This window comes from Paenarthrobacter histidinolovorans (genome assembly GCF_014647595.1).
GTDB classification, from domain to species: Bacteria; Actinomycetota; Actinomycetes; order Actinomycetales; family Micrococcaceae; genus Arthrobacter; species Arthrobacter histidinolovorans.
In genome coordinates this window covers 29,612-44,699 of the sequence record NZ_BMPM01000003.1, presented here as the reverse complement: position 1 = coordinate 44,699, position 15,088 = coordinate 29,612, and the positions used below count along the sequence as shown (strand labels likewise).

Genomic DNA, 15,088 nt, shown 5'->3' with positions numbered 1-15,088 from the left:
CAACCCTACTCCAGTGTGAAATGTCCGGAACAATGACACGATGGAACGCATGACGGAACGCAAACCACCAGCCGCGGCCGCTTTCCACTACGCCGGACATGGGCCGAACGCCTCAACCGGCGTGGCGATCTGCCACGGATTCACCGGCAGCCCGTTGAGTATGCTGCCGTGGGCTGAGTACCTGGCCGGGCAAGGGTTCGCTGTCACGGTCCCCCTCCTTCCGGGCCATGGGACCAGCTGGCACGACCTGGCAACAACCCGTTGGCAGGACTGGTACCGGGCCTTTGAACAGAGCTATCTGGACCTCGCTGCCACAACGGAAAGCTGTTTCGTGGCGGGGCTGTCCATGGGTGGGGCTGTAGCCCTCCGCTTGGCGTCACTCCACGATGTTCCGGGCGTGGTGCTGGTCAACCCTGGTTTGAGCTTCTATGACCGGCGCGTGAAGTACGTGGGCGCGCTGAAATACGTCATGCGCACTACCGCCCCCATCGTGGAGGATTCTCCTGCACCGGAGCTCATCGAGGACAGCGACTACTCCAAGACGCCGTTGCAGTCCGTACACGAGCTCAAGAAGCTGTTCCGGTCCGCAACCCGGGGATTGAAGCAGGTGAAGGCGCCGGCATTGGTCTTCAAATCGTCGGTTGATGGGGTTATTCCCCCCAGCTCGGTGGACACGATCCGAAAGCACATCGACTCGGCCCGCCTGAAAGTGGTGACCCTTCCACAGAGCGGGCACGTGGCCACCCTGGATGTTGACGCGCCCACCATTTTCGAAGAATCCGCAGCATTTTTCCGCCGGCACGCCAATCACAGAGTAGCCTCGGAGTCATCATGAACATGACCCCGGATTTCTCACCGTTCCTCAGCAGCTGGAGCGGAACTGGACCGCGCGTTGGCGTGGTCATGTCGCACGGCTTCACTGGAAGCCCGCACAGTGTGCGCCCCTGGGCCGAACACCTGGCAGCTGCCGGTTATGCCGTCCGCCTGCCGTTGCTGCCGGGTCACGGTACCACGTGGCAGGACATGGCAAAGCGATCCTGGCAGGAATGGCACCGCGCAGTGGATGATGCCTACCTGGAATTGGCTGCCGAGTGCGACTACGTCTTCGCTGCGGGCTTGTCCATGGGCGGTACGTTGGCATTGCGGATAGCAGCCACGCGACCCGTCGCGGGCACCGTCGTGGTGAATCCCGGTCTCGTTTTGGACGATCCACGCGCCGTGATCGTCGCGGCGCTCAAGTACGTGGTGAAGACGACACCTGCCATCGCCAACGACATCCTTAAACCGGACCAGGACGAAGGCGCCTACGCACGAACCCCTGTTGCTGCGGCGCATCAGCTGAAGAAGATGTACAAGGACACGGCCGCGATCCTGCCCCGCATCAGTGCCCCCGTGCGCGTGTACCGGTCAACGGTGGACAACGTCATATCGAATGCCAGCCTGGAATTTCTCCGCTCCCGCGTCCACGCTCCGGTGGAGGTCAGCTACCTTCACAACAGCCACCACGTGGCCACCCTCGACAACGATGCTCCGGAAATCTTCTCCGGCACCGTCGATTTCATTCAAAAGACACTCGCCGCCCTGGCCGGACACGGGCCATCTCCCGATAAGGACGCAGCCCATGAACAGGCCTGATCCCAACTCCGCTGACCAAAGTGCCAATAAGGACGACGACGCGGTCTGGCTGGACCTGGTGGCCCGGCTTGAGGCAACCCGGTCCACCCCCGACGAGCAAGGACCGGACGACGGAGAAGCGGAACCCACCACCGACCCCGGCCAGGCGCGGGGTGGCTCCGCCAGGTCTTTCCGGGATTTCGATCCCCTCGGCCTTTCCCCGTCCTCTGCAGTGCCGCAGGAGGTTCCGGCAGCCGGAGAGGGACAGGGCCGCGCCCTGGGACCGCGTGACTTTGAGGTGGACGACGATGATGGGACGTTCATCCCGGAAGAACCGCCGAGCCTGGCAGGTACCGAGCCGCTGACGATGCTGGCCTGGGTGGGTGCCGTGGGTGGGCCGGTCGCGTTGCTCTTCACTGCCATGTTCTGGCGATCGGCGCCGCTGGCTGCCGTCCTGGGAATCGTCGCGGCGTTCGTGGTCTCGGTGGTGTTCCTCATCATGAGGCTTCCGCAGGAAAAGAATGAGGACGACGACGGCGCCCGCATCTAGGTGCCGACGCTCCGGCCCTGTTGACCAGGCCTAGTTGTGCGACCTGCCGCTGACCCGCGAAAGGTCCGCAGCACCAATCATGCCGGCCCGCGGGCCCAGGGCAGCAAGTTCAATCCTGGCCATGGGCCGGAAGCCGCGTCCTGTGAGGTTCTTGGCAAAAGAGTCCCGGGCAGGACCGGCCAGGAGGTCTCCGGCGTCGCATAGTCCGCCACCGATGACGAACATCCCCGGGTCCAGGGCAGCTGCAAGATTGGCCAGCCCCAGGCCCAGCCATTCGCCCTGGTCCGCCAGCAGCTCCCGCGACGTGGCGTCCCCGGAAAGGGCGAGGGTGGTGACCACTGCTCCCGTGATGTTGTCCGCTGTGCCTCCGGCGCGCTCGAGCAAGGCCCGGCCCTCGGGTGAGTTGGTCCGTACCAGTTGGCGGGCTTCACGTCCCAGCGCGTTTCCGGAGGCGTACTGTTCCCAGCATCCGCGGTTCCCGCATTCGCATCGGTGGCCGCCGGGAAAAATGATCTGGTGGCCGAATTCTCCGGCGACGCCATAGCGGCCCCGCTCCACCCGGCCGTCCATCACCATGGCACCGCCGATGCCTGTACCGAGGGTGACGCACACGAGCCGGCTTTCCCCTTGGCCGGCGCCGAAGCGCCATTCGGCCCATGCTGCGGCATCGGCGTCGTTCGTGAGCAGGACCGGGCGCCTGAGCAGTTTCTGCAGGCTGGCCCTGAGGGGTTCATTGCGCCAGGCGAGGTGCGGGCTGAACAGCACCGTCCCGCCGTCGAGGTCCATCCAACCGGCGGCGCCTATACCCACGGAGGCGACCCTGTGCCCGGCGCTGAGTTCATCCACGAGTTCCACAATGGTCTGTTCAACTGCCCGGGGATCGGCTCCCGGGGTGGACCGCCGCGCCTCGGCGAGGATCCTGCCATCGGCGTCCACCACACCGGCTGCAACTTTGGTGCCGCCGATGTCGATCCCGATGGCCAGTCCCCTGCGGCCCAGATGGCTTCGCCGGGCGGCCCAGGGAACGTCCTTCCAGGCAGCGGCCGGGGGCCTGGAGTTTATGCGGGTTCGGGACCGGAATGCGGGCATCCCATCATCCTATTCCGCTACCGGGCGCGCCTCCGCATCGCCGGGTCCAGAAGTACCCGAGTTGCTTGAAATGGGGCTCGATACGTAAAGTTACTCGCCAGTAGGTGAAATAGAACACACCACCGCGAGCGGGCATACTAGAGTGAAAGAAGCCCCTCGTGGCCCGTGGATATCAAAGGAGCTACCGTGCGTGAAATCAGTGTTCCTCCCCTCGTGAACATCTCCCCTGAAACCAACATCACGGACCTCGTGCTTCGGGAGGCGGGAAAGGCGTCCAATCCCCCGCTGTTCTCCAAGCTCAATGGCAGCGGGCAGTGGACGGACATCCGCGCCACAGACTTCCTCGCTGACGTCAGGGCCCTGGCCAAGGGCCTCATTGCCAGCGGCGTGGGTCAGGGCGACCGCGTAGGCATCATGTCCAGGACGCGCTACGAGTGGTCCCTGGTGGACTTCGCGATCTGGTTCGCCGGAGCCGTGTCCGTCCCGATCTACGAAACGTCTTCGCCGTCGCAGGTGGCATGGAACCTTGGAGACTCAGGCGCAGTAGCGGCCTTCGGCGAGTCAGCCCACCATGAGGACATCATCCGCCAGGCCGTCGTCGCGGAGGACATCACCTCCGTTGCCAACGTCTGGCAACTCGAAGGCGCCGGCCTCGATGCCCTGCGAGCCGCAGGAGCTGGAGTTCCCGACGACGAACTGGAGTCCCGGCGCTCCGCTGCCGGACTGCGGGACATCGCAACCATTATCTACACCTCCGGCACAACGGGCAGGCCGAAGGGATGCGAACTGACGCACGGAAACTTCGTGGAACTTTCCGAGAATGCCCGGGCCTCCCTTCCGGAAATCATCAACGAGTCCGGCAAGACCATCATGTTCCTGCCATTGGCGCACGTTTTTGCCAGGTTCATCTCTGTCCTGGCCGTGGCCGGAGGCGTCCAGGTGGCCCACACTCCGGACATCAAAAATCTGTTGGGCGACCTCCAAAGCTTCCAGCCGACATTTATCCTTGCCGTGCCCCGGGTGTTCGAAAAGGTTTACAACTCGGCGCTTACCAAGGCCGAAGACGGTGGCAAGGGCGCCATCTTCCACCGGGCGGTAGACACCGCGATCGCTTATTCGAAGGCACGCCAGGACGGAAAGCTCGGCCTGGGGTTGAAGATCAAGCACGCCGTGTTCGACAAACTGGTCTACGGAAAGCTCCGGGCAGCCATGGGTGGCCACGTCGCCCATGCGGTATCCGGTGGCGGCCCGCTCGGCGAACGCCTGGGCCACTTCTTCCAAGGCATCGGCCTGCAGATCCTGGAAGGGTACGGACTGACCGAAACCACGGCTCCGATCTCCGTCAATACTCCCTCTATGATCAGGATCGGTACTGTGGGCGCTCCCCTGCCGGGGAACTCAGTAAAAATTGCCGACGACGGCGAAATCCTCGCCAAGGGCGTCTGCGTGATGCGCGGTTACTACAAGCGGCCGGACCTCACTGAAGAGACTTTCACGGCCGACGGGTGGTTCCGCACCGGCGACATCGGCGAGCTGGACAGCAACGGCTTCCTGAAGATCACCGGACGCAAGAAAGAGATCATCGTCACTGCAGGCGGCAAGAATGTAGTGCCGGCCCTGCTGGAGGACCAGATCCGATCGGACGCCCTGGTGTCGCAGGTCCTGGTGGTCGGTGACAACCGTCCCTTCATCGGCGCGCTGGTGACCCTGGACGAGGAAGCTCTCCCCGGCTGGCTGGAACGCCACGGGCTTCCGGCGAGCACCACCCTGGCCGAGGCCACCGGCAACGCCACGGTCAAGGCTGCAGTGCAGGAACTCATCAGCAAGGCAAACCAGTCCGTATCCCAGGCCGAGGCCATCAAGGCCTTCCGCGTGGTTCCGGCGGACTTCACCGAGGCCTCCGGCCACCTGACACCGTCGCTGAAGGTCAAGCGCGCGCAGGTCATGAAGGACTTTGACGCAGTGATCGAGGAAATGTACTCAGCTCCCCGCGCCTAATAGCCCGGCTTCCGGCCACAACAACCGGAGAGCAAAAAAGTACCCCGCCCGGATGGGCGGGGTACTTTTTTCGGGGTGGGCCGCTAGCTGATGACCAGCAGCAAGTCGCCACCCTGCACTTGCTCCACCGCTGAGATGGCCAGGCGCGAAACAGTGCCGGCCACCGGCGTCGTAATGGATGCCTCCATCTTCATCGCCTCAATGGTGGCCACGGTGTCACCGGCCTTCACGGCGTCGCCGGCCTTGACCGTGACAGTCACGGCGCCGGCAAACGGTGCTGCAACCTGTCCGGGCTGGGCGGGGTCGGCCTTCTCTGCCGCCTTGACGTTGCTGACCACTGAACGGTCACGGACGACCACAGGCCGCGACTGGCCGTTGAGGGTGCACATGACCGTGCGCATGCCCTTCTCGTCGGCTTCGGAGACTGCTTCGAGCTGCGCGATGAGGCGGACGCCCTTTTCCAGTTCGATGACGTGCTCGGAGCCCTGCTGGAAGCCGTAGAGGTAATCGCGGGTGTCCAGAACGGAGAGGTTGCCGTACGTTTCCACGCTCTTCAGGTAGTCCTTGGTGGGACCGGCGAACAGCAGGCGGTTCAGCGTGTGCTGGCGCGTCTTGGAATCACCCTTGAGGGCGGCACTGTCTTCCGGGCTGATGTCGACGTCGCGGACCTTCACACTGCGGCCTTGAAGGGCCTTGGTGCGGAAAGGCTCAGGCCATCCACCGGGAGGATTGCCAAGTTCGCCGGACAGGAATCCGATCACAGAGTCCGGGATGTCGTAGTTCTGCGGGTTCTCGTTGAAGTCTGCCGGGTCCGCGTTGAGTCCCACCAGGTGCAGGGCGAGATCGCCAACGACTTTGGAGGACGGTGTCACCTTGACGAGGCGGCCGAGGATGCGGTCAGCCGCAGTGTACATGTCCTCGATCGCTTCGAACCGTTCTCCCAGCCCCAGGGCGATGGCCTGCTGGCGCAGATTGGACAGCTGCCCGCCCGGGATCTCGTGCTGGTAGACACGGCCCGTGGGGCCCGGAAGACCGGATTCGAACGGTGCGTAAACGCGTCGCACAGCTTCCCAGTACGGCTCCATGGCGCCGACGTTGGCAAGGCTAAGGCCGGTGTCGCGGGGCGTGTTGGCCAAAGCGGCAACCAGCGCGGAAGCAGCAGGCTGGCTGGTGGTACCGGCCAGGGAAGCTGCAGCGACATCCACTGCGTCCACGCCGGCGTCGACGGCAGCCAGCAGGGTGGCCAACTGGCCCCCGGCGGTGTCGTGCGTGTGCAGGTGTACCGGCAGGTCGAAGCGCTCACGCAGAGCCGTAACGAGTTTCGCCGCGGCGGCCGGGCGCAGGAGGCCGGCCATGTCCTTGATGGCCAGGATGTGCGCACCGGCGTCGACGATCTTCTGGGCCAGGTCCAGGTAGTAGTCCAGCGTGTACAGATCCTCGTTGGGATCCAGGAGGTTGCCGGTGTAGCACAGGGCAACTTCGGCCACAGCCGTTCCCGTTGCCCGAACCGCCCGGATGGCCGGGGCCATCTGGTTGACGTCATTGAGCGCGTCGAAGATACGGAAGATATCGATGCCCGTGGCGGCGGCTTCGTTGACGAAGGCCTCCGTCACTTCTTCCGGGTAGGGCGTGTAACCCACGGTGTTGCGTCCACGGAGGAGCATCTGGAGGCAGGTGTTCGGAAGGGCCTGCCGCAGGGCGGCCAACCGGTCCCAGGGATCTTCGCCCAGGAAACGCAGCGCGACGTCGTACGTGGCACCACCCCACGCCTCCACCGAAAGAAGCTCCGGCATCAGGGCGGTCACTGCAGGGCCGGCCGCAACGAGGTCGCGGGTGCGGACGCGGGTGGCAAGAAGCGACTGATGGGCGTCGCGGAACGTGGTGTCCGTGACCGCCACAGCGTTCTGCTCGCGCAGCGCCTTGGCGAAGCCCTCCGGGCCGAGCTCGATCAGCTTCTGGCGCGAACCTGATGTCGGAACGGGACCTTCGACGGCGGGCAGCTTGCTCGCGGGATCGGTGTGGACCTTGAGTTCGCCGTTCGGCTTGTTCACAGTCACCTCAGCCAACCACGTGAGCAGCTTGGTGCCACGGTCGGCGGAGATGTGGGACTTGAGCAGTTCAGGGCGCTTGTCGATGAAATCCGTGGCCACGTTGCCGGCATTGAAGTCAGGATCGGCGAGGACGGCCTGCAGGAACGGGATGTTGGTGGACACACCGCGGATCCGGAACTCGGCGAGTCCACGCCGGGCGCGGGCTACAGCGGCAGGGTAGTCGCGGCCACGGCAGGTCAGCTTCACCAGCATGGAGTCAAAGTGGGGGCTGATCTCGGCACCCGAGTAGACCGTGCCGCCGTCGAGCCTTACACCGGCGCCACCGGCTGAACGGTAGCCGGTGATCTTTCCGACGTCCGGCCGGAAGCCATTGGCGGGGTCTTCGGTGGTGATGCGGCACTGCAGCGCAGCGCCCTTGATGGACACGGTCTCCTGGCTCAAGCCCAGATCCGCCAGCGTCTCCCCCGACGCAATACGCATCTGTGCCTGCACGAGGTCGACGTCGGTGATTTCCTCGGTGACGGTGTGCTCCACCTGGATACGGGGGTTCATTTCGATGAAGACGTGCTGACCGGCACGCTCACCTTCGGTGTCGACGAGGAACTCGACCGTTCCGGCGTTGACGTAATTAAGTGCTTTGGCGAAAGCCACGGCGTCGCGGTACAGCGCCTGCCGGATGTTCTCATCCAGGTTGGGTGCCGGGGCGATTTCAACCACCTTCTGGTGGCGGCGCTGCAGGGAACAGTCACGCTCGAAGAGGTGCATGACGTTGCCCTCGGCATCGGCCAGGATCTGGACCTCGATGTGGCGGGGACGCAGCACGGCCTGTTCAAGGAACATCGTGGGATCGCCAAAGGCTGCGTCCGCCTCGCGCATGGCCGACTGCAGGGCTTCGGGGAGGGCTTCGCGCGTCTCGACGCGACGCATGCCACGGCCGCCACCGCCGGCAACGGCCTTGGCGAAGATCGGGAAACCGATCTCGTCAGCTGCCGCAATGAGCTCGTCAAGATCCTTGGAGGGCTTGCTCGACTTCAGGACGGGAACGCCGGCCTTGCGGGCGGCTTCCAAGGCTGCAACTTTGTTGCCGGCGAGTTCCAGGACCTCGGCGGGCGGACCCACAAAGGTGATTCCCGCCGCCTTCGCGGCACGCGCAAGATCCGGGTTCTCTGACAGGAAACCATAGCCGGGGTAGATGGCGTCTGCGCCGGCTTCCTTGGCGACGCGGACAACCTCCTCCACGTCCAGGTAGGCGCGGACGGGATGGCCCACCTCGCCGATCAGGTAAGCTTCGTCGGCTTTCTGACGGTGGATCGAGTTACGGTCCTCATGCGGAAAGACGGCTACGGTCTTGGCGCCCAGTTCATAACCAGCGCGAAACGCCCTGATCGCGATTTCTCCGCGATTGGCCACCAGAATTTTCGAAAACATACTTCTCCTGCATCATTGCGGGTGGATCGGTCGGTGGTCACAGTGTGTAGTGCCGCCAGCATCAAACACAAATCTTTGTGGCAACCATCACAAAGGAATCGTCATGTGGGCTGTATATGCGTGCGCGCGATCAAACGGCATGCTATTGCCCACGGCGATCTCCCCCGGCCGGGCGCGTAGAAAGCGGGATTCGATGCCGAAGCACCATATGATGTTGAGGGGGCTTCGGCAAGCCCCGGCTCCGGTGATTCCGGAGGCGAATGAGCGCGATACGGCAACCGGCGTTAGGTTTTGGGTTTTCAAGTGCAAGTAGTCAGCATCAGCAGCCTCAAAGGTGGAGTGGGAAAGACGTCCGTGACCACCGGTCTGGCGTCCGCGGCCCTCGCTGCCGGCATACCTACCTTGGTGGTGGACCTCGATCCCCATGCCGACGCCACGACGGCACTCGGTGTTCAACCCGGCAGCCAGCAGGACATCGGGCGGATGCTGAAAAGCCCCCGGCGCGCCAGGCTCCAGGACAACGTCGCAGGCAGCAGCTGGGTCTCCAACGGTTCCAGCAACGGCACCTTGGATGTCGCAGTAGGCTCAGCCTTCACCGGAATCTATGACCGCCCGGACCTCGGCCGCCGCGACCTCCGCAGGCTCTCCACAGTCCTGGCCGGCACCACCAACTATGAGTTGGTGCTGGTGGACTGCCCTCCGTCCCTGAACGGATTGACTCGTATGGCCTGGAGCGCCAGCGACCGCGTAGTACTCGTGGCCGAGCCCGGACTGTTCTCCGTTGCGGGCACCGAACGGACCATGAGGGCCATTCAACTGTTCCGCCAGGAATTCGCACCCAACCTGGCCCCGGCAGGCATCGTAGCCAACCGCGTGCGCAGTGGATCAGCCGAGCACACATTCCGCCTGGCCGAAATGGAGTCCATGTTCGGCGAGCTGCTGTTGACGCCGCACATTCCGGAACAGGCGAACTGGCAGCAGATCCAAGGCGCGGCGCATTCTGTCCACCACTGGCCGGGAGATTCGGCGAAGAACGCGGCCAAACTCTTCGACGCCCTGCTTGAGAGCCTTCTTGAAGGGCAGGGTTCACCCAGGGAACGCCGTCAAGTCTGACGGGCACCTGCCTCATATCAACGACCTGGCCTGCACACAAGAAAGCCCCTTCCCTGCCGGGAAGAGGCTTTCTTTATGTCATGGGGCGGCTGCCTAGCCTATGCGGCGGGCTACGCGGCGCTTGCTCAGTTCGTCGTCGGGAAAGGATTGCTCGGCGGCGTGCTCGCTCGGCAACGCGGCCAAGCTGCCCTCAACTTCCCGCCATACGCGGCCAACGGCTATGCCGAAGACTCCTTGACCGCCCTGCACGAGGTCGATGACCTCATCTGCGGAGGTACATTCGTAGACACTGGCGCCGTCGCTCATCAGGGTGATCTGCGCGAGGTCCTCCACGCCACGTTCGCGAAGGTGCTCCACGGCGGTCCGGATCTGCTGGAGTGATACGCCGGTATCAAGGAGACGCTTGACCACTTTGAGAACCAGGATGTCGCGGAATCCGTAGAGCCGCTGTGATCCGGAGCCGGCAGCGCCTCGAACAGCGGGTTCAACAAGTCCTGTGCGTGCCCAGTAGTCCAGTTGGCGGTAGGTGATGCCTGCCGCTTTGCATGCGGTGGGGCCGCGGTATCCCGCGTCCTCGTCCAGCACGGGAAGATCCTCTGTGAAGAGTAGACCTTGGGCGCCGGATGCGGGCGCAGCAATGCCGGCAGAGGGCTGCTTCAGCTCGCCTGCTTCGCCTTTCGGACTCACGTGACCTCCTTGTTCTCAGCTCCCTTGGGGACGGTGCATACCCCTGACACAACAACAAAATGCAGCAGTGTAATTCCCGCAAGTCGGCACCTTCCAGTGTGACTTGCGCAGGCAGTGTATGCAACGGGAACTTGATACTTCGACGTTAGGCCCGTGAGGGGCCCAGGTCAAAGACCCTGGGCCCAAAATCCCGTCGTGTCGAAACTTTCACCCTCAACTTTAGGTTGAGGGTGTTTCAGCCTTCGAAATCTTCGGGTTCCACATCATCAAGGAACTCACGGAAGCGGCGCATTTCACGCTCCTCGTCCACTGTGGGGTCCGGCTCCGAATCCTCGCCTTCATCGTGTTCGGTGATCCGGACACCTGCCTCTTCCATGACAGCGTCAGCGCACCAGATACGGCATTTGGCCCGAAGGGCCAAGGCGAGGGCGTCCGACGCGCGGGAACTGACCACCGTGCCGTCGTCGAACTGCAACTGACCATAAAAGATGTTGTCCTCTACCGCCACGATGTTCACGCTGATGATCGTGTGCCCCAACGATTCCACGACATCGATCAGGAGATCATGCGTCATGGGGCGAGGAGGGACCACGCCCTGCTGGGCGAGGGCAATGGCACTGGCTTCCGGCGTGCCTATCCAGATCGGCACATGCCGTTCACCATTGAGTTCGCGCAGGAGCACCAACGGCTGGTTGGACGGCAGTTCGATCCGTACACCGACGATTTCCACTTCGATCATCAGCTGTCCATCCGGGAGATTCGGTCGTGGACGAGGGCCCGGTGGAGGGTGAGGCAGAGCTCGCTGATCTCGCGCGCGGCGTCCGCAGCCCTTGCCTGGGATGCTGCATCACGCCGTGATGTCAACGGCGCGACCGCCCTTTCGACCAAGCCGAACTCCCGTTCGGCTGCAGCCTGGAAGGGACGAAGGTGCCGGGGCTCAAGGCCATGGCCCTCCAACTGAACGCATGCCCTGGCCACCTGGAGTGCATGTTCGTCAAACTTGCCACCGACATGGGAGATCAACCCGAAGCTCAGGAGCGATTCCAGCAATGGCACGCTGGCACCGGATTCGGCACGCAATTGCTCCTCGCTCAGGGCACGGGCGCGTCCTTGCATCTCCGCCGCCATCTCCGGCGAGACGACCCTCGGCGAGACGGTGACCCCCGGGGGAAGGTTCTCCGGCCGCTCACCGCGGTCGATTGCGTCGAGGTAGTCCTTGATGACCTTCAGCGGCAGGTACTGGTCCCGCTGCAGGGCAAGGACGAAGCGCAGACGCTCCACGTCACTGTCCGCGTACTGCCTGTATCCGGCAGGGGTCCTCTTCGGATTGATGAGGCCCTTTTCCTCCAGGAAGCGGATCTTGGACGCAGTCATTCCAGGGAAGTCATCGCTCAGTTGGGCGAGGACTTCCCCGATGTTCAGGACCTGCGGTCCGCGACGGTCCGGCTGGGCAATAGCCACAGGCAGGTTCCCCGTCAGACTTGGCCTGCTGGGCGGACAGGGCTGATGTAGTAGGTCAACCGGAACTTACCGATCTGAACCTCGTTGCCGCTCTTGAGCTGCACGCGGTCAACGCGGTCATGGTTGACATACGTACCGTTGAGGCTGCCCATGTCCACGAGTTCGAATCCCGACGCGGTGCGGATGAACTGCACGTGCTTGCGGGAAACCGTGACATCGTCCAGGAAGATGTCCGCGTCAGGGTGCCGGCCGGCAGTGGTGGTGTCGGCATCCAGCAGGAAACGGGCTCCAGCATTGGGTCCGCTGTGCGCAATGAGCAAGGCCGAGTTAGGCGGCAGTGCGTCCACGGATGCACGCTCTTCAGGAGCCAGCTTGGGGGCAATGCTTGGCTCGTCCCACGTTGGCGTGATGCTGATTGAGGTGGTCTCCGACGTCGGCTGTTCCTCCGCGCCGTTCCCGACATTGGCTTGATTCTGTTCGCCGCCAACCATGGAATTTCCTCCTCATCCGCTGGCAGTTCCATACCCTGCCAGCAACTTCCGCATCCCGGTACCGCCGGGCAAATCGGTTGCTGGCCCGCCCTTCCATTTCCCCGGTAATGGGAAAACAGCCTGGCGGGCCAGATAACTTTAGCCTACCTGTTGTTCGTACTCCGATGCACTGAGCAGGGAATCCACTGCGTCAGGTTCTGCGAGCTTTACTTCAATGAGCCAACCTTCGCCGTACGGGTCGGAGTTAATCAGAGCGGGGTCGGTATCCAAAGCGTCATTGCGATTGGTGACCTCTCCGGAAACCGGAGCGTAGATGTCGCTGACGCTCTTGGTCGATTCGACTTCTCCAACAACCTCATTGCCGGTGACTTTTGTCCCCGGCTCAGGCATCTGTGCGTAGACCACATCACCCAGCGCGTCCTGGGCGAAGTCGGTAATGCCAATGCGCACGACGCCGTCGGAATCCGGAGCGGTAACCCACTCGTGTTCTGCGGTGTAGGAAAGTTCTTCTGGAATATTGCTCACGGGTGGCCTTTCATCGGGACAATGACGAACCTCGACGGCGGCCTGCGCAGCTGGCCACCGCTGAAAGTATAGGCACAATTCCCCTGCGCCTGATGGGGTCTCTGCCATGATTGACCCATGACTGAACAAGCACAAGTACCAGCTGCGAAAAAGAGCAATCGGGGCGCCAAAATAATCCTGGTCCTCGTGTTTTTGCTGGTCGCCGTGGCCGCCTGGTTCATTCTTGGGGCAATTCTTCCCAGGTGGTGGTCCGATGTCATCGCCGGACAAATCAGGCGTGACCTTGGCGCCAGTGTGCTGGTCGGCATGTTTTACGGCTTCGTATTTACTTTTATTCCACTGCTGGTGGCGTGGCAGGCCACGCGGAAAGCAGTTGGCTGGCCCTGGAAGGCAGTGATTGTGTTGGTGGCGGTCGCCTTTGCCACGCCCAATCTGCTCACCGCCGGAATTGTGTTCGGTTCAACGGAATCAGCCCACGCAGGCCAGCGGACCCTCAGTGTGGATGCGGGCTTCTTCACCACCTGGACGGCCATCTCCGCCGTGGCCGCGGTAGTTGTCTTCATTGCGGTGACAATCATGTGGTCGATCTGGCGGCGTCGGGGCAAACAGGTGAAGGCCCTGAGGCAAGCGGAGAACGAACGCATCAAGGCCAACAACAACAGAAACGCTGAACCGGAGGCGCAGAACCCCTCGCCCACCCAGTAGGACACGAAAATGCCCGCCACGGACGTCCGCGGCGGGCATTGTCATGGCTGCGGCCGGCGTCAGGCGACGGTGGCCCCATCAGGTTCGCGTTCGACGTCGGGGGTTGACGCCGGCGCGGCCGCTCCCCCGCGCTTGGCGGCCGCAGCTGCGGCAATCATGACCAGCAGGGCAGCAACAGTGATCCCTGCGCCTGCCCAGATGGGCGAGGTGTAGCCGAGACCGGCGGTGATGGTGACGCCGCCCAGCCATGCGCCCAGCGCGTTGCCAAGGTTGAAGGCACCAATGTTCGCGCCCGATGCCAGCGTCGGCGCCGTGGAGGCAAAGTGCATCACGCGCATCTGCAGGCCCGGAACAGTTGCGAAACCGAAACCGCCCATCAGGGCCAGGGACACCAGGGTTGCAATGCTGCTGGAAGCGGTCAGGGCGAAGAAGACCAGGACCACCACAAGACCGGCCAGGATGACGATGAGTGACCTGTCCAGAGCTTTGTCGGCAGCCTTGCCGCCCAGGAAGTTGCCCACGAACAGGCCTCCCCCGAACAGCACCAGCAACCATGGGACGGCACCTGACTCAAATCCCGAGACCTCGGTAAGGGTAAAGGCAATGTACGTGAAGGCGCCGAACATGCCGCCGAAGCCGAGGATGGTGACGATGATCGACAACCACACCTGACCGGACGTGAAGGCACCCAGTTCGCTTCGAAGGCCCTTGGTGGGCTCCGTGCTGGCTTTGGGCACCATGAATGCGATGCCGAGCAGTGCCACGACGCCGATGACGGTAATGGCCCAGAACGTTGAACGCCAGCCGAAGTTCTGGCCCAGCAGCGTCCCGAACGGAACACCCAGGACGTTGGCCGCGGTGAGCCCGGTGAACATGATCGCGATCGCGCCGGCCTTCTTATGCGCGGGCACCAGGCTTGCAGCCACCACGGAGCCGATCCCGAAGAAGGCGCCGTGGCACAAAGCGGCGACGATGCGTCCGAGCAGCATGGCTGAGTAGTTGTCGGCAATTGCGGAGAGGAAATTGCCTGCGATGAAGAGTACTAGCAGGCCCATGAGTACCGGTTTGCGGGGCAGCCGTGTCACTGCGGCGGTCACGAGGAGGGCTCCGACGGTGACGCTGAGGGCGTAGCCGGAGATGAACCACCCCGCCGAAGCCTCGCTCACGTGGAAATCGGCGGCAACCTCCGGCAAGAGGCCCATGATCACGAATTCGGTCAGTCCGATACCGAATCCGCCGAGGGCAAGGGCAATCAACCCTGCGGGCATGTGGAACTCCTTAGATGACCGGTTCCCCTGGAAAGTGGAAGTGCGCCGCCGGGAACCGTAGAATAATAGTTGCAGACGCTCTATATATAGTTGCACACGCTAGATACT

The 15,088-nt window shown here is 63.2% G+C and carries 14 protein-coding genes; 6 read left to right on the top strand and 8 right to left on the bottom strand.

The window, feature by feature from the left end:
* Positions 1 to 49 precede the first annotated feature (49 nt).
* Genes IEY62_RS08245 through IEY62_RS08235 form a run of 3 tightly spaced genes read left to right on the top strand, consistent with a single transcriptional unit; the run spans position 50 to position 2,164 of the window.
* Positions 50 to 835: an alpha/beta hydrolase gene (locus tag IEY62_RS08245; protein ID WP_189017213.1), complete on the top strand. Its 786-nt coding sequence runs from the start codon at positions 50 to 52 to the stop codon at positions 833 to 835.
* Positions 832 to 1,635, top strand: coding sequence for an alpha/beta hydrolase (locus IEY62_RS08240; RefSeq protein ID WP_189015880.1), 804 nt, complete (start codon positions 832 to 834; stop codon positions 1,633 to 1,635). Before IEY62_RS08245 ends, IEY62_RS08240 begins: the two co-directional genes overlap by 4 nt.
* Positions 1,622 to 2,164 carry a hypothetical protein gene (locus IEY62_RS08235; RefSeq protein WP_189015877.1) on the top strand — a complete coding sequence of 181 codons (543 nt, stop codon included), beginning with the start codon at positions 1,622 to 1,624 and terminating at the stop codon, positions 2,162 to 2,164. Before IEY62_RS08240 ends, IEY62_RS08235 begins: the two co-directional genes overlap by 14 nt.
* Positions 2,165 to 2,194: 30 nt before the next feature.
* On the opposite strand, the gene IEY62_RS08230 is transcribed toward IEY62_RS08235, so the two are convergent.
* Complete coding sequence (locus IEY62_RS08230) at positions 2,195 to 3,253, bottom strand: ROK family protein (RefSeq protein ID WP_189015874.1); 1,059 nt, start codon at positions 3,251 to 3,253, stop codon at positions 2,195 to 2,197.
* 186 nt (positions 3,254 to 3,439) lie between these two features.
* On the opposite strand from IEY62_RS08230, the gene IEY62_RS08225 reads away from it, so the two are divergent.
* On the top strand, positions 3,440 to 5,251 hold the full coding sequence (locus IEY62_RS08225; RefSeq protein ID WP_189015872.1) for an AMP-dependent synthetase/ligase: 1,812 nt from the start codon (positions 3,440 to 3,442) through the stop codon (positions 5,249 to 5,251).
* A gap of 83 nt (positions 5,252 to 5,334) precedes the next feature.
* On the opposite strand, the gene IEY62_RS08220 is transcribed toward IEY62_RS08225, so the two are convergent.
* Entirely contained in the window at positions 5,335 to 8,730 is a 3,396-nt protein-coding gene (locus IEY62_RS08220; protein WP_189015870.1) for a pyruvate carboxylase, read from the bottom strand.
* Positions 8,731 to 9,033: 303 nt separating this feature from the next.
* On the opposite strand from IEY62_RS08220, the gene IEY62_RS08215 reads away from it, so the two are divergent.
* A complete protein-coding gene (locus IEY62_RS08215) occupies positions 9,034 to 9,843 on the top strand; it encodes a ParA family protein (RefSeq protein ID WP_189015867.1) in 810 nt (269 codons plus the stop codon).
* Positions 9,844 to 9,936: 93 nt separating this feature from the next.
* Here the strand turns inward: IEY62_RS08215 and IEY62_RS08210 are convergent, their stop codons facing one another.
* From IEY62_RS08210 to gcvH, 5 genes are all read right to left on the bottom strand, one after another.
* The gene (locus IEY62_RS08210) at positions 9,937 to 10,530 is read right to left on the bottom strand and encodes a MerR family transcriptional regulator (RefSeq protein WP_189015864.1); all 594 of its coding nucleotides are present in this window, start codon (positions 10,528 to 10,530) and stop codon (positions 9,937 to 9,939) included.
* 235 nt (positions 10,531 to 10,765) lie between these two features.
* Positions 10,766 to 11,269 (bottom strand): bifunctional nuclease family protein, encoded by a 504-nt coding sequence (locus tag IEY62_RS08205; RefSeq protein WP_018779265.1) that lies wholly within the window; start codon positions 11,267 to 11,269, stop codon positions 10,766 to 10,768.
* Positions 11,269 to 11,985, bottom strand: coding sequence for a transcriptional regulator FtsR (gene ftsR, locus IEY62_RS08200; RefSeq protein WP_189017210.1), 717 nt, complete (start codon positions 11,983 to 11,985; stop codon positions 11,269 to 11,271). Before ftsR ends, IEY62_RS08205 begins: the two co-directional genes overlap by 1 nt.
* Before the next feature lie 20 nt (positions 11,986 to 12,005).
* Positions 12,006 to 12,482, bottom strand: a complete 477-nt coding sequence (locus IEY62_RS08195) for an FHA domain-containing protein (RefSeq protein WP_189015862.1) — start codon at positions 12,480 to 12,482, stop codon at positions 12,006 to 12,008.
* 138 nt (positions 12,483 to 12,620) lie between these two features.
* Positions 12,621 to 13,007 (bottom strand): glycine cleavage system protein GcvH, encoded by a 387-nt coding sequence (gene gcvH / locus IEY62_RS08190; protein ID WP_189015860.1) that lies wholly within the window; start codon positions 13,005 to 13,007, stop codon positions 12,621 to 12,623.
* A gap of 117 nt (positions 13,008 to 13,124) precedes the next feature.
* Here gcvH and IEY62_RS08185 point away from each other — a divergent pair, with 117 nt between their 5' ends.
* Complete coding sequence (locus IEY62_RS08185; protein ID WP_189015856.1) at positions 13,125 to 13,712, top strand: hypothetical protein; 588 nt, start codon at positions 13,125 to 13,127, stop codon at positions 13,710 to 13,712.
* A 59-nt stretch (positions 13,713 to 13,771) separates the two neighbouring features.
* Here the strand turns inward: IEY62_RS08185 and IEY62_RS08180 are convergent, their stop codons facing one another.
* Positions 13,772 to 14,980, bottom strand: coding sequence for an MFS transporter (locus IEY62_RS08180; protein WP_189015853.1), 1,209 nt, complete (start codon positions 14,978 to 14,980; stop codon positions 13,772 to 13,774).
* Positions 14,981 to 15,088 lie beyond the last annotated feature (108 nt).